Source organism: Streptosporangium sp. NPDC023615 (assembly GCF_040640155.1).
Classification (GTDB): Bacteria; Actinomycetota; Actinomycetes; order Streptosporangiales; family Streptosporangiaceae; genus Streptosporangium.
In genome coordinates this window covers 137775-158347 of the sequence record NZ_JBFABE010000003.1, presented here as the reverse complement: position 1 = coordinate 158347, position 20573 = coordinate 137775, and the positions used below count along the sequence as shown (strand labels likewise).

The window sequence follows — 20573 nt, the reverse complement described above, 5'->3', positions numbered from 1 at the left end:
AGGGGAACGCCTGATGCGTGACAGGCTGGTCCGTGTGACGATGCTGACGATATGGCTGACCGACAGACACTTCCCGACACGGCGCCCGTGACGTCCAAGGACGCGGCGCCCCTGCCCCGCCTCGTGAGGCCGGTGCAGGGGCGGCTGGTGGCCGGGGTGGCCCAGGGGGCCGCCGCCCAGCTCCGGCTCGACCCGGTCGTGCTGCGGCTGACCTTCGTGCTGCTCACCGTGGTGGACGGCGGTTTCGGCGCCGTGGCCTACGCCGTCCTGTGGATGTTCACCTCGCGCGAACCCCACGAGGGCAAGGAGCCCGCCAGGGACTGGAGCCAGATCGCCGCGTACGGCGCGATCGGGCTGGCGCTCGTCGCGCTGGGCTGGCTCACCGGGACCTCGGGGGCGGGGCTCGGCGCCTGGCCGCTCGCGGTCGGCGGCATCGGCTCGCTGATCCTGTGGCAGCAGGCCGACCCCGACCGGCGGCAGCGCTGGATGAGCCACACGGTGGGGCAGGTCCGTCAGAACCGGGTCCGCACGTTCCTCGGGCTGGTGCTCGTGGTGGTCGGCGCGGTCGGCTTCCTGGCGGCCAACGACGAGCTCGGCAAGGCGCGTCCCGGCATCGTGTTCACGCTGGTGGTGGTGGGCGGCGTCGCGCTGATCGCGACCCCCTGGCTGGCCGCCCTGTGGAAGGAGCTGCAGCGCGAGCGCCGCGAGCGCATCCGCCAGGAGGAGCGCGCCGAGGTCGCCGCGCACGTGCACGACTCGGTGCTGCACACGCTGACGCTGATCCAGCGCAGGGCCCAGGACCCGCGCGAGGTGATGCGGCTGGCCCGCGCCCAGGAGCGGGAGCTGCGCAACTGGCTGTACCAGCCCCAGCAGGACGCCGACGCCTCGGTGGCGGCGGCCGTGCGGCGGGTCGCGGCCGAGGAGGAGGACGCCCACGGGGTGCCGATCGAGGTCGTCTGCGTCGGAGACGGCCCGCTGACCCCCGAGCTGACCGCGATGATGCAGGCCGCCAGGCAGGCCATGGTGAACGCCGCCAAGTACTCCGGGGCCGAGGTCGTCTCCGTCTACGCCGAGACCGAGCCGGACGAGGTCGTGGTCTTCGTCAGGGATCGGGGGGCCGGGTTCGACATGGACGCCGTCCCCGAGGATCGTATGGGTATCCGCCAGTCGATCGTCGGCAGGATGGAGCGCCACGGGGGCAGCGCCCGGGTGCGTACCGAACCCGGCGAGGGTACGGAAGTGATGCTGACCATGAAACTGGAGAAGGCGTGAACGAGCGGCGAGGCATGACACGGCTGCGGGGGACGCGATGAGCCCGGTGAAGGTACTGATCGTCGACGACCACCGCCTGTTCCGCTCGGGAGTGCGCGCCGAGCTGGGCGACTCCATCGAGGTGATCGGGGAGGCCGAGGACGTGGACTCCGCGGTCAGGGCGATCGCCGAGCTCGGCCCGGACGTGGTCCTGCTGGACGTGCACATGCCCGGCGGCGGCGGCCAGGAGGTGCTGCGCAAGGTCCTGGGCTCGGGGTCGGCGGTCCGTTTCCTGGCCCTGTCGGTCTCCGACGCGGCCGAGGACGTCATCGGCGTGATCCGCGGCGGCGCCAGGGGGTACGTGACCAAGAACATCAGCGGGCGCGAGCTCACCGACGCCATCCGCCGGGTGGCCGAGGGAGACGCGGTCTTCTCGCCGAGACTGGCCGGGTTCGTGCTGGACGCGTTCTCCTCCAGCGAGGCCCCGGCGATCGACCCCGAGCTCGACTCGCTGACCCAGCGCGAGCGCGAGGTCCTGCGCCTGATCGCCCGGGGCTACGCGTACAAGGAGATCGCCAAGGAGCTCTTCATCTCGGTCAAGACCGTGGAGACCCACGTCTCGTCCGTGCTGCGCAAGCTCCAGCTCTCCAACCGCCACGAGCTGTCCCGCTGGGCCACGGCGCGGCGCCTGGTCTGAGATTCTCACCGTCCGATCGACCGGTTTCGCCTGTACGAGTAGTGACTTATGTGCGACTCTGCGAAGTATGGGACGTGATGTACCGGCGATGGTGTTCAGCCGTGAGGACAGGCGACGCTACCGGGACAAGGTGCGCCGCTGCCTCGACGTCTTCGCGCAGATGCTCCGCGAGTCCAGGTTCGAGTTCGACCGGCCCAAGGCCGGGCTGGAGATCGAACTCAACCTGGTGGACGACCGCGGCGAGGCCACCATGCGCAACAGCGAGGTGCTGCGGGCCATCGCCGAGCCCGACTGGGCCACCGAGCTGGGCCAGTTCAACGTGGAGATCAACGTGCTGCCCCAGTCCCTGGAGGGCGACGGCGCGGCCCGGCTGGAGCAAGTGATCAGGGACCGCCTCAACCACGCCGAGGAGCGGGCCAACACCGTCGGCGGGCACATGGTCATGGTCGGCATCCTGCCCACGCTGCGCGAGGGCGACGTCCACGAGGGCACGCTCTCGGCCAACCCCCGCTACAAACTGCTCAACGAGCAGATCTTCGCCGCCAGGGGCGAGGACCTGCACCTGTCGATCGAGGGCGACGAGTTCCTGGAGACCTACGCCGACAGCATCACCCCCGAGGCGGCCTGCACCAGCCTCCAGCTCCACCTCCAGGTCAGCCCCGAGGCGTTCGCCGCCAACTGGAACGCCGCCCAGGCCATCGCCGGACCCCAGGTGGCGCTGGCGGCCAACTCCCCGTTCCTGTTCGGCCGCAGGCTCTGGCAGGAGACCAGGATCCCGCTGTTCGAGCAGGCCACCGACACCCGCCCGGTGGAGCTGAAGGCCCAGGGCGTACGGCCCAGGGTGTGGTTCGGCGAGCGGTGGATCACCTCGGTCTTCGACCTCTTCGAGGAGAACGCCCGCTACTTCCCCGCGCTGCTGCCGCTCTGCGACGAGGAGGACCCGCGCGAGGAACTGTCCCGGGGGAACATCCCCGCGCTCGGCGAGCTGACCCTGCACAACGGCACCGTCTACCGGTGGAACCGGCCGGTCTACGCGGTCGTGGACGGCACCCCGCACCTGCGGGTGGAGAACCGGGTGCTGCCCGCAGGGCCCTCGGTGGCCGACGTCGCGGCCAACGCCGCGTTCTACTACGGGCTCATGCGCGTCCTGCCGTACGCCGAACGCCCGATCTGGACGCGCATGTCGTTCGCCGCGGCCGAGGACAACTTGCACGCCGCGGCCCGGCACGGCCTGGACGCCCGGCTCTACTGGCCCGGACTCGGCGAGGTGACCGCCTCGGAGCTGATCCTGCGCCGCCTGCTGCCGCTCGCCCACGAGGGGCTCGACCTGTGGGGCGTCGATCCCGGGTCCAGGGACCGGCTGCTGGGCATCGTCGAGCAGCGCTGCCTGACCGGTACGACCGGGGCGAGCTGGCAGATCGCGGCCGTGGACGCGCTCGGCGGCATCGAGAGGCACGAGGCGCTGCGCCGGATGACGCTGCGCTACATCGAGCACATGCACACCAACGAGCCCGTCCACACCTGGCCGTCCCTCTGACGCGTCGTTTCCGCGGGGGTCCCCCCGCGCGGAGGGAAACGCCTTCGGCCACGATGGAGGCATGAGAAGAGCGCTCCTCCTTGTCCTGGTGCTCGTGACGGCGGCCCTCACCGCCTGCGGGGTCGTGGTCGGAGGTCCGGGCGGGCAGGGCGATCCGGCCGAGGACGGCGGGGGTGCCCGGGGTGACGGGGGGATCGCCACGTCCGAGGCGCGAGGCCAGACGTTCGCCTCGGACGTCGAGCTGGCCAGGGAGTTCACCGAGGCGTACTGGAGCCGGACGTTCGCCGCGTCCGGCCTGACCTACCGGCCGGTCAACGACTTCATCGCCTACCGGGGGGACGACGGTCCCGCCTGCGGCGAGCAGCGGGCCGTGCCGAACAACGCCTTCTACTGCCCGGCCGGGCACTTCATCGCCTACGACGAGAACTGGATGCGCGAGCTCTACCGGCGGATGGGCGACGGCTCGGTGTACGTGATCATCCCGCACGAGTTCGGGCACGCCGTCCAGGCACAGTTGAACACCGCCTTCCGGCTGAACGTCGAGCGGGAGCTCCAGGCCGACTGCTACGCCGGGGGGACACTGGGGGCGCTGGTCAAGGGCGGCTCGCTGCAGACCGAGCCCGGGGACGAGGACGAGCTCCTGGTCAACCTCGCCGCGGCGGGCGACCCCACCGACGACTGGCTGCGCCCGGACGCCCACGGCACGGCCGAACAGCGCCAGGCGATGTTCGCCAAGGGCTACGACCGGGGGACCTCCGCCTGCTGAGACACCTCGCGACGCGTACCCGGCCGTCCCTCCGAAGGCTGATGCCCCGGCGGCACGCCCCGCCTGGTCCGGGGCCGGCGGCCATCGGGGGGATCTGGGGTGGCCTGACCGTGAGGGAACGCGGGGGGCTGCGCTTTCCCCGCGGCTGGCGCCGGGCCGCAGCAGGCTGAACGGCGATCACGTAACCTCTAGTCGGATTCGAGAGGTGCGGGGTCGGGCGCGGCCGGAAGGTCCTCCGGCCCGCGCGGCTCCCGGCGCGCCCCGGCATGCGGGACGCGGGACGACGTCCGAGGGAGTCGCGACCATGGAGCACGACCTGGCAGGGAGCGGGCCCCGGCCGGCCGGCACGACACGGGCCGCCGGTATGGCACGGGCCGGATTCCCGCGCGCGGCCTCGGGGCGGGACCCCTCCGGAGTCGCCGTCCAGGCCGGGGCGGTGGCCGTGCTGGTGGCGGCCAACGTGCTCAACAACCGGCTGGCCCCGAGGCTGGCGCCGCTCACCTCGGCCACGGCCGTCGGCGCGCTGCTCGTGATGGCCCGCCGTTCCGGGCTCTCCTGGGCCGAGCTGGGGTTCCACGAGCGGGCGCGCGGCCTGCGGATCGGCGGGGCGCTCGCCTCCGCGGTGGCCGTCTCCTACGCCGCGGGCATCGCGATCCCGGCCACCCGCCGCTTCTTCCGCGACGAGCGGGCCCTGTCGCTCTCCCGTGGCCGCGCGATCGAGGAGGCCCTGCTCCAGGTGCCGGTCGGCACGGTCCTGCTGGAGGAGGTCGGCTTCCGCGGGGTGGTGCACGCCCTGGTCGCCCGCTCCCACGGCCACGGTACGGCGACCGCCGTCTCCTCGGCCCTGTTCGGGCTCTGGCACGTCCTGCCCGCCATCGACATGATGGCCGCCAACCCCGCCCTGAGCGGCCTGGCCTCCGGCGAGGCGGTCCAGCCCGCGCCGACCTCCGCGGAGGCGTCCGCCGCCGGTCCCACGGCCGGTTCCGCCGTCGAGACCGCGGCCGGAGGCACCGCCGGAGCCGCCGCCGGGACCACCGCCCCGGTCACAGCCGGGTCCATCGCGCCGGGCGTTCCCCTCCGGCACGTGGCGCGCGTCGTGGCCGGTTCGGTGGTCGCGACGGGCCTCGCCGGGGTGCTCTTCACCGAGCTGCGCAGGAGGGGCGGACTGGCCGCGCCCGCGATGTTCCACGTGGCGACCAACTCCCTCGGGTACCTCTTCGCCCGCCTGGCCCCGCCGGAGACGACCCCGCCGGAGACGACCCCGTCGGAGACGGCCCCGCCGCCCCGGGGACCCGTCCCGGCGTCACAGGGACCCGGGCGACGGGGGCCCGCCCCGGGCGGGAAGGTCAGAGGGTGACGACGCGCTGGAAGGACTCGATGTAGCGGCCCTCGCCGAAACCCGCCTCGACGGCGATCCGGGAGAAGTGGCCGCGCAGGGACTCCTCGAAGTCGTCCTGGTGGCCGACCTGGCTGACGTGCGAGCGCAGCGCGGCGAGCTTGCGGTCGAAGGTGTCGGTGACGTCCACGTGGTGGTCGGGCGCCGGGCTGCCGTTCAGCCAGACCTCGCGGACGGTCCACGCCTCCAGGCCCTCGTCGCGCAGGAGCTCGGGGAAGGCGTAGGGGTTGCGCGCGTCGGGGTAGACGGCGTCCAGCGCGCAGCCGCCGACCGCGCGGTGGTCGGGGTGGCTGGGGGCGATGAACCGGTGGTTGCGTTCCGGGCTGTGGGTGATCACCAGGTCCGGCCTGACCTGGCGGATGACCCGGGTGATGTCGCGCCGCAGATCCAGGCTCTGCACCACGGTCCCGTCCCGGTAGCCGAGGAAACGCAGATCGGTCACGCCGACGACCTTGGCGGCGTTGGACTGCTCGGCCCGGCGCAGCTCGGCCATGCCGCCGTTGTCCAGCTCCCGGTCGAAACCGCCGGCGTCGCCGTCGGTGATCACGCAGTACGTCACCTCGACGCCGCGATCGGTGAACCGCGCGATCGCGCCCGCGGCGGCGAAATCGACGTCGTCCGGGTGCGCGGTGACCACCAGCACGCGGTTGATCTGGTCCTCGGACACGATGGGAACGCCTTTCCGTCGCTTGCGCGTATCGCTCGATCACCACAACCGCCGGGGAGTCCGTCCGCATTCCTTGCGGCCGGCGGACCCGGTTGTCGGCCGGTCGCTCTAACCTAGGTGGCGTGTCGATCCCAGCCTCCTCCGTGACCCACCCGTTGCTCGACGGGCTCAACCCCCAGCAGCGCGAGGCCGTCGTGCACCACGGCAGCCCCCTGCTCATCGTCGCGGGCGCGGGGTCGGGCAAGACCCGGGTGCTGACCCACCGCATCGCCTACCTGCTGGGCGAGAGGGGCGTGCACCCGCAGGAGATCCTGGCGATCACCTTCACCAACAAGGCGGCGCGGGAGATGAAGGACCGGGTCGACCGGCTCATCGGCCCCCGCTCGGCGGCGATGTGGGTGATGACCTTCCACAGCGCCTGCGTGCGGATCCTGCGCCGCGAGGCCAAGCGCCTGGGCTTCCCCGGCGGGTTCTCCATCTACGACCAGGCCGACTCCCAGCGCCTGATGGCGATGGTCTGCCGGGAGATGGACCTCGATCCCAAGCGCTACCCGCCCAGGGCGTTCTCCGCCCAGGTCAGCAACTTCAAGAACGAGCTGATCGACTACGAGACGGCGTCCGAGCAGGCCTCCACCCACCTGGAGCGCAAGCTCGCCGAGGCGTACCGGAACTACCAGCAGCGTCTCACCGAGGCCGGCGCGATGGACTTCGACGACCTCATCATGCTGACCGTGACGCTGTTCCAGATCTTCCCCGACGTGGCCGAGCACTACCGGCGCCGCTGGCGTCACATCATGGTCGACGAGTACCAGGACACCAACCACGCGCAGTACACGCTGATCCGCGAGCTCACCGGCCGGGCCGAGCCGCTCACCGCCGACGGCGAGCCGGTCAGGGAGGGCGGCGGCGGCCTGCCCCCGGCCGAGCTGTGCGTGGTGGGCGACGCCGACCAGTCGATCTACGCCTTCCGCGGCGCGACGATCCGCAACATCCTGGAGTTCGAGCGCGACTACCCCGAGGCCACGACGATCCTGTTGGAGCAGAACTACCGCTCCACCCAGACGATCCTGTCCGCGGCCAACGCGGTGATCTCGCGCAACCAGGGCCGCAAGCCCAAGAACCTCTGGTCCGACCAGGGCGCCGGGCCGAAGATCATCGGGTACGTGGCCGACAACGAGCACGACGAGGCCATGTTCGTCGCCCAGGAGGTCGACAGGCTCACCGACGACGAGGACGTGGTGCCGGGCCAGGTCGCGGTGTTCTACCGGACCAACGCGGCCTCCCGGGTGTTCGAGGAGATCTTCATCCGGACCGGCCTGCCGTACAAGGTCGTGGGCGGGGTGCGCTTCTACGAGCGCAAGGAGGTCCGCGACCTGCTGGCCTACCTGCGGTTCCTGTCCAACCCGAACGACGTGGTCTCGCTGCGCCGCATCCTCAACGTGCCCAAGCGCGGCATCGGCGAGCGCGCCGAGGCGATGGTCGAGGCGTTCGCCACCAGGGAGCGCATCCCCTACTGGGAGGGGCTGCGCCGGGCGGACGAGGCGCCGGGCATGGCCACCCGCTCGCTCAAGGCGATCAAGGACTTCGTCGCGCTGATGGACGAGCTGATGGTGAAGGCCGACGACCTGTCGCCCTCGGAGCTGGCCCAGGAGGTGCTGGTGAGCACCGGCTACCGCCTGGAGCTCGCCGCCTCCACCGACCCGCAGGACGAGAGCCGCCTGGAGAACCTCGACGAGATGATCTCGGTCGCCTCGGAGTTCGAGGAGGCCAACCCCGAGGGCACGCTGGTGGAGTTCCTGGAGCAGGTCTCCCTGGTCGCCGACGCCGACCAGATCCCGGCGGCCGACGGGGGCCAGGGGGTGGTGACGCTGATGACGCTGCACACCGCCAAGGGCCTGGAGTTCCCGGTGGTGTTCCTCACCGGCATGGAGGACGGCGTCTTCCCGCACACCCGCTCGCTCGGCGAGCCCAAGGAGCTGGAGGAGGAACGCCGCCTGGCCTACGTGGGCATCACCCGGGCCGAGCGGCGCCTCTACCTCTCCCGGGCGGCGGTCCGAAGCTCCTGGGGCTCGCCCGCGTTCAACCCGGCCTCCCGGTTCGTCTCGGAGATCCCGGTCGAGCTGGTGGAGTGGCGCAGCGACCCGGAGAAGAGCGCCTGGAGCGCCGCCACCCGCCGCGAGTCCCGCCCCGCCCCGGCCCGCAAGCCCGGCGGCAGGGCGATCCCCAACCTCACCCCGGGGGACCGGGTCACCCATGACGCGTTCGGCCTGGGCACGGTCGTGTCCGTGGACGGCGTCGCCGAGAAGACCAAGGTGAAGATCGATTTCGGTGGCGGCGGGGAGAAGACCCTGCTGCTGGCGTACGCGCCGCTGGAGAAGCTCTGAGGATTCCGCGGGCCCGGGGAGCGGCCGTTTCCGCTCCCCGGGGGTCCGGCGCGAGCCGGACCGCCCGGGGGTTCGACGTGGACCGGCTCGCCCCGGACCTCCGCGCGAGCCGGACCGCCCGGACCGCCCGGACCGCCCGGACCGCCCGGAGCGATCGGGTCGGCCCGGACGATCGGGTCGGCCGGGACGGTCAGGGGGACCCGAGGGAGCCGATCAGTCCTCGAAGTAGCCGCGGACCGGGTCCTGGGCGTCCCGGGCCTCGTCGGCGCCGATGGCGAGCTCGTCGAAGTCGGCCACCTGGTCGGCGGGCGGCGCCTTGATCGTGACCTTGCTGCCCCAGCCGGTGTAGCGGGTGTCGTTGACGTAGGTCAGCTCGGTGCTGTTCAGGCCCCTGGTGGACTCCGTGTACGACGACACGACGCGGCGGACCAGCTGGTCGGAGCCGAGGTAGATCTTCCAGGTCACCGGGAGCGTGGCGGACCTGCCGGTCGGCCTCGTGCCGAGCATCGCGCGTACGGCCGGGGAGACCTTGAAGAGCTCGGCCAGCGTGATCGTGCCCGAGTGGACCGTGGTCCGGGTGCCGTCCCAGGTCCCTCCCGGGCGCCTGGCGGCGGTGCGGGCCAGGGTCGCCCGCAGCGTGCCCGGCTCGACGGTGCTGATGATCTGCTGGACGGCGCTGACCAGGGAGCTCGGGGCGCCGGGCGTCCGCAGCCACTTCTTGCCCTCGGGCATCGAGTCGGTGAACAGGCCGCCCGAGGTGTAGGCCGTTCCCCTCACCGAGATGGTCCGGGAGGGAGCGAACACCCCCGCGAGTCCGAGCCCGCCGTCGCTCTTCGCGGGAACGGTGAACCGGGTGGTCAGGTCCGAGGCGACCAGGCCCTTGGAGCCGAACTCCAGCGTCCCGGCCCGCCGGGTGAAGATCGCCCGGTACTTCTTCCCCTCTCCGACGATCTTCGTGTTCTCGGCGAGCCGCACGCCCCGGTGGGGTTTGAACCGGCGGGTGAGCGCCGCGACCGGGTCGGCCGCCGGGGCCGTTGCGGCCGCCGGGGTCGCCGGGGCCGCCGTGGCCGGGCCGCTCGCGGCTTCGGCCGGGGCGGGCAGAGCCGGCAGGGGGGCGATCAGGGCCGCCAGGGTGGCGCCGGTCAGGGCGGCGAGCGTTCGCCTCATCGGGGGGTCCTCCCATAGGTGTCCGCGCGTCGTCGCGGAGGGAAAAGATTCTCGCCTGTACGGCGAAACAACGGATCAAGAACCGGAGGTCGATCGCGGAGCCGTCGAACGCGCCGGAAACGACGGCCGGTCGGGGAGCCCGTGAACGCGGGGGAGCCGGACCGGTCGTCCGTGACCCGTCGATGCCGCACGGGAGCACCCCGCCCCCGGCGGGTGACGTCTGCCGGGGGGCGGGGTGCGGGGCGACCGGGCGGCGCCGGGCGACCCACCTCTCGCGGGCGGTCGCGCCCGGGGCCGGAGCCGCCGGGCGCGTACCGGAGCGCGGGGCGCGCTCAGCGCCGGAGGATCACTTGCCGCCGAGCAGGGGGATGGGGGCGTCGGCCTCCACGCCTTCCTCCAGCTCGCCCGGCTTGGCGACCTGGTCGGCGGGCGGAGCCTTGACGCTGACCCTGGAACCCCAGCCGGTGTAGCGGGTCTCGACCGTCAGGGTCGGCCCGCCGGCGGCGCCCAGCGCGCTCCCGGAGTAGCTGGTGGTCAGGCGCCTGGGGAGCAGGTCGGAGCCGAGAGCCAGCCTCCAGGTCACCACGCTCTTGGCCTGCTTGGCGGTCGGCTTGAGGAAGACACCGGCGCGGAACCACGGTGAGACCTTGTAGAGCTCACCAAAGGTGATCTTTCCGGCGTACGCCGTCCTGGTCTTGGTCGTGGCGTGCGCGAGGAGCGCCTTCAGCGTCACGGGCTCGGCGGGGTTGACGAGCTGGCTCAACCTGGCGGTGTTGCCCATCATGCCGCCCGGCAATTGCAGCCACGTTTTACCCTCGGGCAGGAATTCGCCGAAGATGCCGCCGGAGGTGTAGGAGGTGTTCTTCACGCGGATGACCCGCTCGGGCTTGGCCAGCCCGGCCAGCACTTTCGCCTCTTCCTCCTCCAGGCCCTCGGACATCTGGGCGACGTCGCTGGCCTTGATGCGCAGCTTGGTGGTCTGGTCGGACGCGCTGATTCCGGAGGCGCCGAACTGGAGAGCCCCCTTGCGCTGAGCCATGACCGCACCCTGGCCGTTGTAGCGCACCTTCGTGGTGTCGACGAAGGCGACACCACGGCCGTTCTTGAACTGGCTCTTCAGCGCGGTGATCGGATCGGCGGCCTGCGCGTGCGCGGTCGACGCGAGCGCGGGGACGCTCAGCACGGCCGTTGCGGCGCACGCCAGCCCGGCGATGTATCGCTTCAAGGGAAAATCCTCCTGGTGGTCCCCTGCGCCCTGACGGCGAGGGATCAGCACACTCTCGCAGTGTGAGATCACGAAAAGATAGCGCATGTGGAGGGTCGCCTTGAATTAATCGTGCACATTCGGTGCAGGAATCCTCCCTGAACTTCCGGCGTCACCAAGAAGGCCGGAACGGCCATTCTTGTTTCCGATCGGTCACGGAACGTTGTTTTCCTGTTTTCGCACGCGGCCGGGGTCGGGCTTTCTCTTCCGCCGTTCCGGGAATTCAACGGCGAGGCGGGGCGGGAAAAGCGATGCGGTGCCCGGCGGGCGTTCAGCCGATAGGCAGGACCGCGGGCGGGGGAATGTCGGCGCCCACCCGGCCGGCGTCGGCGGTGTCCTCCGGGGGCGGCGGGGCGAGGGTGACGGAGGAGCCCCAGCCGGTGTAGCGGGTGTCCACCAGCGTCGTGGTGTACTTCTGCGGGCCGCCCGGCAGCGGCTGCCTCCAGGTGGTGCTCAGCCGGCGGACCAGGTTCGAGCGGTCCAGCCACAGCCTGAAGCCCACCGGGGTCGTGGCGCTCCTGCCCCTGGGCGGTCCGGCCAGCCGGTCCCGGAGGGAGGGGGAGGCGCGGTAGAGGGTGCGCAGGGTCACGGTGCCCCGCAGGTAGGTGCCGGAGCGGAGCTTCCTGCGTACCGCGGTGTGCGAGAGCAGCGTTCCCAGGGTGGAGGGCTCGAAGATGTCGACGATCTGCGGCAGGGCCGCGGTCTGCTTGATGTTCGCCGGCCCGATCAGCCCGAGCCAGGTCTTCCCCTCGGGCAGCCATGTCTCGTAGCCGGGACCGGACAGGTAGGCCTCGTCCGGGAAGCAGATCACCCGGGTCGAGCCGAGCCGCCGTCCCAGCAGGTTCTCCATCTCCTTCACCGCCCCCCTGCCCAGCTCCGTCCGCCCCGTCGTGTCGGTGCCGTACACGCCGGTGGCGTCGAACTCGACCCGGCCCCTGCGCCAGATGGTGACCATCGGCTTGCCGGCCCGGTAGACCCGTCCGAGGTCGGAGATCCGCAGTCCCACGTGCTCGCCGAACTGCCTCCTCAGCGCCGTCACCGGGGACACCGCCGCCGCCGGGGACGTGGCGGTCGCGGGGAACCCGGTGAACCTCGGGACCGCCACGAGCCCCGACGACCCCGTGAACCCCGCGAGCCTCGTGAACGCCGTCCGGGCTCCGGCCGCCCTCCCCGGCACCTCGGCGGTGCCCGAGCCCGAGCCCGAGCCCGAACCCGAGACGGAGCCCGAGACGGAGCCGGCGTCCGCGCCGGTGACCGTGCCCGAGCCCGTGGCCGCGCCCGAGTCCGTGGCCGCGCCCGCCGTCTCCGCCGCCGGCATCGGCAGCACCGAACCGGCCAGTACGACCGCGAGCAGAGTGACCCACCGTCTCATCGGATGCCCTCCCAGGAGTCAGGATCCGCCAAGCTAGCCAACCCCCGATCCCCGGGCTATGGCGTGCGCCAACAACTCGCGCCCGCCGATTGCGCGCGTGTGAGCCGTCCCGGCCACGCGTCACCCGCGCGGGGAAGGCGGTACCTGAGAGGGCGACGGCCCGGGGAGCGGCGCCCGGGAGATCGGAGTGTGCGGACAGGAGGCTCCGGGGGAGAATCGAGGCGGCCGGGGAAGGGGGTCCCGGGCGGAATCGAAGTAGCCGGGAGGCCGCGCCGGGACGGGGCCGGTTACGCTGCCGACAGCTCCCACGTTGCGGGGGAGCGCAGACAAGGAGGTCTGGATGGATGCCGTGCAGAGGATCCGCGTCGTCATCGCCAAGCCGGGGCTGGACGGTCACGACAGGGGAGTGAAGATCGTGGCGCGCGCGCTGCGGGACGCGGGGATGGAGGTCGTCTACACCGGCCTGCACCAGACACCCGAGCAGGTCGTGCGGACCGCGATCCAGGAGGACGCCGCGGCGATCGGCATGTCCATCCTCTCCGGCGCGCACATGACGCTCTTCGCCAAGGTGCTGGAGCTGCTGAAGGAGAACGACGCGACCGACATCGTGGTCTTCGGCGGCGGGATCATCCCCGAGGCCGACATGCCCGCCCTGCGGGAGATGGGCGTCGCGCGGGTCTTCACCCCGGGCGCCACCACGCAGGAGATCGTCGACTGGGTCCGGAGCGCGATCCCCTCGCCGGTCTGACGACCCCGGGCGCCGGGCGACCGGCCGAGGCGGTACCCGACCGCCGGCCGAGGCGGTAGCGGACCGCCGGCGAATCGGTGCGGACACCTCCGCCGGGGCGCCGGCGGAAGCTCCGGCGGGTCGGTGCGACGGTCCGCCGGGGCGTCACGAACAACATTCGGCCGGGTGATCAGGGACCCGGTTGCCTGGCCATGCCGCCAGGCGGGCTAGGCTTCATTGGCGCAAAACCGCCGGGCTCCCCCTTGGATCGTGGAGCCGGCCCGCTCACATCTGTACACCAGCCGGACAAGCAAGGACGGACCCTCGTGGACCTGTTCGAACATCAGGCGAAGGAGCTCTTCGCGGAGTACGGCATCCCGGTGCCGCGCGGCGTCGTCGCGCACACCGTGGAGGAGGCCCGGGCGGCAGCCGAGCAGCTGACCGGCCGTGTCGTCGTCAAGGCCCAGGTCAAGACCGGTGGTCGAGGCAAGGCCGGCGGCGTGAAGGTCGCCGACGACGCGGCCGACGCCGAGCGGAAGGCCACCGACATCCTCGGCATGGACATCAAGGGCCACACGGTCCACAAGGTCCTGATCGAGGAGGCCAGCGCGATCGCGGAGGAGTACTACTTCTCCTTCCTGCTCGACCGCGCCAACCGCACGTTCCTCGCCATCTGCTCCGCCGCGGGCGGCATGGACATCGAAGAGGTCGCGCACAGCACGCCCGAGAAGGTGGCGAAGGTCCCCGTCTCCCCGCTGGACGGGGTCGACCGAACCAAGGCCCGCGAGATCGCCCAGGCCGGTGGCCTGCCGGAGGCGGCGCTCGACGGTGCCGCCGAGCTCATCGAGAAGCTCTGGTGCGCCTTCGTCGACGAGGACGCCTCCCTCGTCGAGGTCAACCCGATGATCCTGGCCGCCGACGGCCAGGTGAAGGCCCTCGACGGCAAGGTCACCCTCGACGACAACGCGGTCTTCCGCCAGGCGGACCACGCGGCGTTCGAGGACAAGGCGGCCGAGGACCCCCTGGAGGCCGCGGCCAAGGCCAAGGACCTCAACTACGTCAAGCTGGACGGCTCCGTCGGCATCATCGGCAACGGCGCGGGCCTGGTCATGTCGACCCTCGACGTCGTCGCCTACGCGGGTGAGGCGTTCCCGGGCAAGCCCAAGCCCGCCAACTTCCTCGACATCGGCGGCGGCGCCTCGGCCGAGGTGATGGCGGCCGGCCTGGAGATCATCATCTCCGACCCCGCCGTCAAGTCGATCTTCGTCAACGTGTTCGGCGGGATCACCGCCTGTGACGCGGTCGCCAACGGCATCGTCTCCGCGTTCAAGCTGCTGGAGACCCGCGGCGAGAGCGTGAGCCGCCCGCTGGTCGTCCGGCTGGACGGCAACAACGCCGAACTCGGGCGTCAGACTCTCTCCGACGCCGGGCTCTCGGGCGTCGAACTGGTGGACACGATGGACGATGCGGCCAAGCGGGCCGCCGAACTCGCCGCGGTAGGTGCGTAATGGCCATCTGGCTGACCGAGAACAGCAAGATCATCGTCCAGGGCATGACCGGCGGTGAGGGCACCAAGCACACCCGGCGCATGCTCGCCTCCGGCGCCCGCGTCGTCGGCGGGGTCAACGCCCGCAAGGCCGGCACCGTCCACGAGGGCCTGCCCGTCTTCGGCACCGTCGCCGAGGCCATGAAGGAGACCGGCGCCGACGTGTCGGTCGTCTTCGTGCCCCCGGCGTTCACCAAGGACGCCGTCAGGGAGGCCATCGACGCGGAGATCGGTCTCTGCGTGGTGATCACCGAGGGTGTCCCGGTCCACGACACCACCGAGTTCTGGGCCTACGCGGTGGCCAAGGGCGGCAAGACCCGGATCATCGGGCCGAACTGCCCCGGCATCGCCTCGCCCGGCGCCTCCAACGCGGGCATCATCCCGGCCGACATCACCAGCGCCGGCCGTATCGGCCTGGTCTCGAAGTCGGGCACGCTGACCTACCAGCTCATGTACGAGCTGCGCGACATCGGCTTCTCCACCGCGGTCGGCATCGGCGGCGACCCGGTCATCGGCACCACCCACATCGACGCGCTGAAGGCCTTCCAGGAGGACCCGGCCACCGACGCGATCGTGATGATCGGTGAGATCGGCGGCGACGCCGAGGAGCGGGCCGCGGCCTACATCGAGCAGCACGTCACCAAGCCGGTCGTCGCCTACGTGGCGGGCTTCACCGCTCCCGAGGGCAAGACCATGGGACACGCGGGCGCGATCGTGTCCGGCTCGGCCGGCACCGCCCAGGCCAAGAAGGACGCCCTGGAGAAGGTCGGCGTCCGCGTCGGCAAGACCCCGAGCGAGACCGCGCGGCTGATGCGCGAGGTCGTCCAGGCCCTCTGACGGGATCCGGAGGGCTCGCTCTCGCCGCACCCGGTGAGAGCGCCGCACGAGGACCACGCACCACCGAGGGCGTCCGGCGTCTCGCCGGGCGCCCTCGGCCGTCCGGTTCCCGGTCCGAGCCGTCCGGCCCCTGTCAAGGCCGCGCGAGCACCGGACGAGAACCGAGTGGGAACCGGGCGGGAACCCGACGAGAACCGGACGGAGACCCGGCGAGGGCGGCGGGAGCCGGACGGCAAGCGGGCGGGAGCCGGATACCACACGACCGTCCCGCGGAGCGGTGCGCGACACGCGGGGCGCGGGAGTCACTTCCACGCCGGAGATGCTGAGACCATCGACTACTGTGACGGCCCTTTTCGATCAGCTACGGACGGCTCCCCGCAACGTCCTCAGCCGCATCCCCCTGCCCGGCCTCACCGGTGACGACGACGACGTCCGCCGGCCGCTTCCCGTCTCCGGGATGCTCGCCGCCGCCTGGACGCTCGGCGTGGGACTGGCGGTGCTCACCACGCTCACGCTGGTCGGCTGGATCGCCACCCCGCGCGGCGCGCTCGGCGCCGGCCTGCCGGCGGTGTTCCGTACCGCGTCCCAGCTCTGGCTCGCCGCCCATCACGCGGGTTTCGCGATCCCGGGCGGTTCGGTGGGACTGCTCCCGCTCGGCCTGACGGTCCTGCCCGCGTTCCTGCTGTACCGGGCGGGGACGTGGATGGCCCGGGACGCGGACCTGCGGCTCCGCCTCCCGGCCAGGCTGCCCAAGAACACCCCCAGGGAGGTGTCCAACGCGCGCCGCAGGGCCCAGCTGGTCCTGGTCGCCCAGGCGGGCATCTCGCTGGCGGCGCCGTACGCGCTGCTGGCCGGCCTCATCGCGCTGGTCACCAGGAACGAGATCACCCAGCCCTTCCTCGGCGACGTGCTGATCAGCCATCTCGTGCTCGCCTTCATCGCGGGCTCGGTGGCCGTCGCCAGGACGATCGGGCCCTGGCGGTCCATGCTGCGCCTGCTGCCCGAGCGGCTGCGTTCGGTCGTGGTCGGCACGTCGGCCGCGTTGACGATCATGCTCGTGGCCGGTGCCGTCCTGGTGGTCGGTGCCATCGTGGCCAATTTCGAGCAGGTCGGCGAGCTGTCGGGCATCCTGGCCCCCGGGTTCGTGGGAGGGCTGCTGCTCCTGCTGATCCAGGGGCTCTACCTGCTCAACGCCTTCGTCTGGGGGATGGCCTACATCGCCGGTCCCGGTTTCGCGGTCGGCACCGGCACGCTCGTCGCGCCGACCGGGGTGCAGCTCGGCACGGTGCCGAGCCTGCCGATCCTGGGCGCGCTGCCGGACGCGGGGCCGACCCCGGCCTGGTTGATGACGGTGGTCGCGGTGCCGTTCGTGGCCGGTGCCGTGGCGGGCGTGCTGGTCGTCCGGATCTCGCCCTCCTCCTCGTACGAGGGGGCACCGCTGTGGGGGCTGGCCTGCGGGCTGGTCACCGGGGCGGCGGCGGGCCTGCTGGCGGCGCTCTCCGGTGGCTCGCTCGGCGGCGCGCGGCTCTCCACGGTGGGCCCGGCGGCCTGGGAGGTGATGCTCTCGGTGACGCTGGAGGTGGGCGTCGCGGCCGGGATCGCGGCCGGGCTGGCCAACTGGTGGTTGCTCTTCCGGGGGCACGGGACGGCCGTCACCAAGGCGGCGAACAAGGTCGGCACGGCCACCGCCCCGGTCCGCAAGGCCGGTGTCAAGCTCGCGCGGGCCGCCGGCTCCGTGGCCGGCAAGGCCGGTCTCGCCGAGCCGGAGGAACTGCGCAGGCTCCCCGGCCACTGGCTGGACGCCACCGAGTGCGACACCCAGCCGATCCCCGTGATCAGGGACGACTGGGAGGACGAGCACGCCTCGGCCGCCGCCGAGAGCCCGCCCACCCCACGGCGCCCCGACCCCCCGCGCCCGCCCCGGCGCGACATCGTCGACGAGACCGACGACAAGGGCGGTCACGTCATCTACGTCGACCCCTACGCCTGGGACCGCGACTGAACCACCGGTACCCCGGGGCCGGCCGCTCCCCGCCGCCCGTACCCGTCACCGGGTGCGGGCGGCGCGGTCGTCCGAGAGATCTCCCGTGAGCGCTCCGGGCGGATCCCCGGGTGGCTCTCCGCGGGGTTGCAGGGCGGTTCTCAGGGCGGGAAGGGGAACTGCATCTGGCCCGGCCGCACGAAGGGCATCTTCTTCTCCATGGCCCGTTCGAGCTGCTCGACGCACTCGTTCTGCGACGCGACCGTGCCCGCGCCCCTGCCGCACTCGGCATAGGCGGTCAGCTCGTCGCTGAAGTAGAACTGCATCGCGGCCATCGCGAGCGACACCACCAGCGCGCCGGCCGACAGCACGACGCCTGTCACGGCGATGCCGACGGGTTTGGGAACGGTACGCAGCGTCCGGATCGCGCGGATCGAGGCGACCAGGGCGAAGAGCGCCATGAAGACCCCCGCCAGCGGGAGCACCAGCGTCATCACCACCGCGACGACGGCGAGCCACAGCGCCCTGCGACCGGCACTCTCGGCGGGCCGCACCTGGACCGGTAGTGTCACCTGACCTCCTTGTATCGTTCGTACGGACAGGCCGATACCCTTGCAGCGGCGTGAGTCCCCGTCCGAATGGAGAGCGTCGGTGTCATCCCAGGCCGTTCGGCTTGTGGTCCTCGTGTCCGGTTCTGGAACCAACCTACAGGCCCTGCTGGACGCCGTGGCAGACGAGACCTACGGCGCCCGCGTGGTGGCGGTGGGGGCCGACCGCGACGGGATCGAGGGGCTGGCGCGCGCCGAGCGCGCCGGGCTGCCGACCTTCGTGGAGAGGCTGGCCGACCACCCGGACCGCGGGGCGTGGGACCTGGCCCTGGCCGACCGGATCGCCGGGTACCGGCCCGACCTGGTGGTCTGCGCGGGTTTCATGAAGATCCTCGGCACGCCCACCCTGCGGGCCTTCCCGGTCCTGAACACCCATCCCGCGCTGCTGCCCTCCTTCCCCGGCGCGCACGGCGTACGGGACGCGCTCGCGTACGGGGTGCGCGTCACCGGCTGCACGGTGATGCTCGCCGACGCCGGCGTCGACACCGGGCCGATCATCGCGCAGCAGGCCGTGCCGGTGCTGGACGGCGACGACGAGCCCACCCTGCACGAGCGCATCAAGACCGTCGAGCGCCACCTGCTCGTCGACACCGTCGGCCGGATGGCCCGTGAGGGCTGGACCGTGACCGGCAGGACCGTCCGATTCGGACGCACCGGCGAATGAGCCGGACCCCCCGGAGAGAACCGGAAACAACCAGGAGGAGCACGAAGTGACCCGCATCGCCATCCGGCGCGCGTTGATCGCGGTGTATGACAAGAGCGGGCTGGAGGAACTGGCCCGCGGCCTCGACGCCGCGGGTGTGGAGATCGTCTCCACCGGGGGCACCGCCGCCAGGATCGCCTCCTTCGGCGTCCCGGTCACTCCTGTCGAGTCCCTGACCGGCTTCCCCGAGTGCCTCGACGGCCGGGTCAAGACCCTGCACCCGCGCGTGCACGCGGGCCTGCTCGCCGACGGCGGCAACCCCTCCCACGTCAAGCAGCTCGAGGAGCTGGAGATCGAGCCGTTCGAGCTGGTGGTGGTCAACCTCTACCCGTTCCGGCAGACCGTGGACTCCGGCGCCTCCGACGCCGAGTGCGTGGAGCAGATCGACATCGGCGGCCCCGCGATGATCCGGGCCGGGGCCAAGAACCACGCCACCGCCGCGGTCGTGGTCGACCCCGCCTCCTACGGCGACGTGCTCGCCGCGATCGAGGCGGGCGGTTTCACCCTCACCGAGCGCCGCCGCCTGGCCGCCGCCGCGTACGCCCACACCGCCGCCTACGACACCGCGGTGGCCTCCTGGTTCGCCGAGGTGTACGCGGCCGAGGAGGGTGCCTGGCCGCGCTACATGGGTGCCGCGTGGGAGCTGCGCTCGTCGCTGCGCTACGGCGAGAACCCGCACCAGGGCGCGGCCCTGTACACCGACCAGAAGGACGGCCTGGCCGCGGCCGAGCAGCTGCACGGCAAGGAGATGTCCTACAACAACTACCTGGACGCCGACGCGGCCTGGCGGGCCGCGTGGGACTTCGGCGGCCCCGCCGTGGCGATCATCAAGCACCAGAACCCGTGCGGCGTCGCGATCGGCGCCGACGTCGCCGAGGCGCACCGCAAGGCTCACGCCTGCGACCCGGTCTCGGCGTACGGCGGCGTGATCGCGGTCAACGCCGAGGTGACCGGGGAGCTGGCCGCGCAGATCGCCGAGGTGTTCACCGAGGTCGTGGTGGCCCCCTCCTTCACCGAGGAGGCGCTGGCGACGCTCACCGCCAAGAAGAACATCCGGCTGCTCGCCTGCCCGGGCGGGCCGTCCAACCCCTCGGAGTTCCGCCGGATCGACGGCGGGCTGCTGGTGCAGGCCGCCGACCGCGTCGACGCGCCCGGGGACGACCCGTCCACCTGGGAGCTGAAGGCGGGACCGGCGGCCTCCGCCGAGGTCCTCGCAGATTTGGCGTTCGCCTGGAGGGCGTGCCGGTCGGTGAAGTCCAACGCGATCCTGCTCGCCGCGGACGGCGCCAGCGTCGGCGTCGGCATGGGCCAGGTCAACCGGGTCGACTCGGCGCGGCTCGCGGTCTCCCGGGCCGGGGAGCGCGCGCGGGGGGCCGCCGCGGCCTCCGACGCGTTCTTCCCCTTCGCGGACGGCCCGCAGATCCTCATCGAGGCCGGGGTGAAGGCGATCGTGGAGCCGGGCGGCTCGATCCGGGACGAGGAGGTCGTCGCCGCGGCCGAGGCCGCCGGGGTGACGCTCTACTTCACCGGCACCCGCCACTTCTTCCACTGACCCTCCCCGACCGGGGCCAGGGGCCGGACCGGGAGCCGGGCCGGGGGTACGGCCGCCGCGTGATCGTGGCGGCCGTGCCTCGAAGGGGCGACCGTGTCCGGACGGTGACGACCGTGCC

The 20573-nt window shown here is 72.2% G+C and carries 16 protein-coding genes and 1 pseudogene; 12 read left to right on the top strand and 5 right to left on the bottom strand.

Features of this window, described 5'->3' with window-relative positions:
• Window positions 1-51: 51 nt before the first annotated feature.
• The 5 genes and pseudogenes from AB0G16_RS03640 (at window position 52) to AB0G16_RS03620 (ending at window position 5608) form a co-directional block, all read left to right on the top strand.
• Complete coding sequence (locus AB0G16_RS03640; protein ID WP_362798001.1) at window positions 52-1272, top strand: PspC domain-containing protein; 1221 nt, start codon at window positions 52-54, stop codon at window positions 1270-1272.
• A gap of 37 nt (window positions 1273-1309) precedes the next feature.
• Window positions 1310-1948 (top strand): response regulator transcription factor, encoded by a 639-nt coding sequence (locus AB0G16_RS03635; RefSeq protein ID WP_362797998.1) that lies wholly within the window; start codon window positions 1310-1312, stop codon window positions 1946-1948.
• Window positions 1949-2015: 67 nt separating this feature from the next.
• A complete protein-coding gene (locus tag AB0G16_RS03630; protein WP_362797995.1) occupies window positions 2016-3485 on the top strand; it encodes a glutamate--cysteine ligase in 1470 nt (489 codons plus the stop codon).
• A gap of 52 nt (window positions 3486-3537) precedes the next feature.
• A pseudogene (locus AB0G16_RS03625) lies at window positions 3538-4251 on the top strand (neutral zinc metallopeptidase); the annotation flags it as partial.
• Between the two features lie 304 nt (window positions 4252-4555).
• Window positions 4556-5608 (top strand): CPBP family intramembrane glutamic endopeptidase, encoded by a 1053-nt coding sequence (locus tag AB0G16_RS03620; protein WP_362797992.1) that lies wholly within the window; start codon window positions 4556-4558, stop codon window positions 5606-5608.
• On the opposite strand, the gene AB0G16_RS03615 is transcribed toward AB0G16_RS03620, so the two are convergent.
• The gene (locus tag AB0G16_RS03615) at window positions 5598-6317 is read right to left on the bottom strand and encodes a PIG-L deacetylase family protein (RefSeq protein ID WP_362798286.1); all 720 of its coding nucleotides are present in this window, start codon (window positions 6315-6317) and stop codon (window positions 5598-5600) included. The two genes, AB0G16_RS03620 and AB0G16_RS03615, sit on opposite strands and share 11 nt — an antisense overlap.
• 125 nt (window positions 6318-6442) lie before the next feature.
• Between AB0G16_RS03615 and pcrA the strand changes: the two genes are divergently transcribed.
• Window positions 6443-8698, top strand: coding sequence for a DNA helicase PcrA (pcrA, locus tag AB0G16_RS03610; protein WP_362798283.1), 2256 nt, complete (start codon window positions 6443-6445; stop codon window positions 8696-8698).
• 213 nt (window positions 8699-8911) lie between these two features.
• Here pcrA and AB0G16_RS03605 read toward each other — a convergent pair whose 3' ends face one another.
• The 3 genes from AB0G16_RS03605 to AB0G16_RS03595 form a co-directional block, all read right to left on the bottom strand.
• Entirely contained in the window at window positions 8912-9865 is a 954-nt protein-coding gene (locus AB0G16_RS03605) for a hypothetical protein (RefSeq protein ID WP_362797990.1), read from the bottom strand.
• Between the two features lie 346 nt (window positions 9866-10211).
• On the bottom strand, window positions 10212-11090 hold the full coding sequence (locus AB0G16_RS03600; protein ID WP_362797987.1) for a hypothetical protein: 879 nt from the start codon (window positions 11088-11090) through the stop codon (window positions 10212-10214).
• Window positions 11091-11400: 310 nt separating this feature from the next.
• Window positions 11401-12501: a hypothetical protein gene (locus AB0G16_RS03595; RefSeq protein ID WP_362797984.1), complete on the bottom strand. Its 1101-nt coding sequence runs from the start codon at window positions 12499-12501 to the stop codon at window positions 11401-11403.
• A 340-nt stretch (window positions 12502-12841) separates the two neighbouring features.
• On the opposite strand from AB0G16_RS03595, the gene AB0G16_RS03590 reads away from it, so the two are divergent.
• The 4 genes from AB0G16_RS03590 to AB0G16_RS03575 all read left to right on the top strand — a co-directional run bounded on the left by AB0G16_RS03590 (window position 12842) and on the right by AB0G16_RS03575 (window position 17613).
• Entirely contained in the window at window positions 12842-13249 is a 408-nt protein-coding gene (locus tag AB0G16_RS03590) for a cobalamin B12-binding domain-containing protein (RefSeq protein ID WP_362797981.1), read from the top strand.
• Between the two features lie 305 nt (window positions 13250-13554).
• Window positions 13555-14736 (top strand): ADP-forming succinate--CoA ligase subunit beta, encoded by a 1182-nt coding sequence (sucC, locus tag AB0G16_RS03585; protein ID WP_362797978.1) that lies wholly within the window; start codon window positions 13555-13557, stop codon window positions 14734-14736.
• On the top strand, window positions 14736-15611 hold the full coding sequence (gene sucD, locus AB0G16_RS03580; protein WP_362797974.1) for a succinate--CoA ligase subunit alpha: 876 nt from the start codon (window positions 14736-14738) through the stop codon (window positions 15609-15611). The genes sucC and sucD overlap by 1 nt, the downstream gene beginning before the upstream one ends.
• A 340-nt stretch (window positions 15612-15951) precedes the next feature.
• Window positions 15952-17613: a DUF6350 family protein gene (locus tag AB0G16_RS03575; RefSeq protein WP_362797971.1), complete on the top strand. Its 1662-nt coding sequence runs from the start codon at window positions 15952-15954 to the stop codon at window positions 17611-17613.
• A gap of 140 nt (window positions 17614-17753) precedes the next feature.
• On the opposite strand, the gene AB0G16_RS03570 is transcribed toward AB0G16_RS03575, so the two are convergent.
• Entirely contained in the window at window positions 17754-18164 is a 411-nt protein-coding gene (locus AB0G16_RS03570; RefSeq protein ID WP_362797968.1) for a hypothetical protein, read from the bottom strand.
• Window positions 18165-18243: 79 nt separating this feature from the next.
• Here AB0G16_RS03570 and purN point away from each other — a divergent pair, with 79 nt between their 5' ends.
• A complete protein-coding gene (gene purN, locus AB0G16_RS03565; RefSeq protein WP_362797965.1) occupies window positions 18244-18864 on the top strand; it encodes a phosphoribosylglycinamide formyltransferase in 621 nt (206 codons plus the stop codon).
• 46 nt (window positions 18865-18910) lie between these two features.
• Window positions 18911-20455 carry a bifunctional phosphoribosylaminoimidazolecarboxamide formyltransferase/IMP cyclohydrolase gene (gene purH, locus AB0G16_RS03560; protein ID WP_362797962.1) on the top strand — a complete coding sequence of 515 codons (1545 nt, stop codon included), beginning with the start codon at window positions 18911-18913 and terminating at the stop codon, window positions 20453-20455.
• The last annotated feature ends 118 nt before the right edge of the window (window positions 20456-20573 follow it).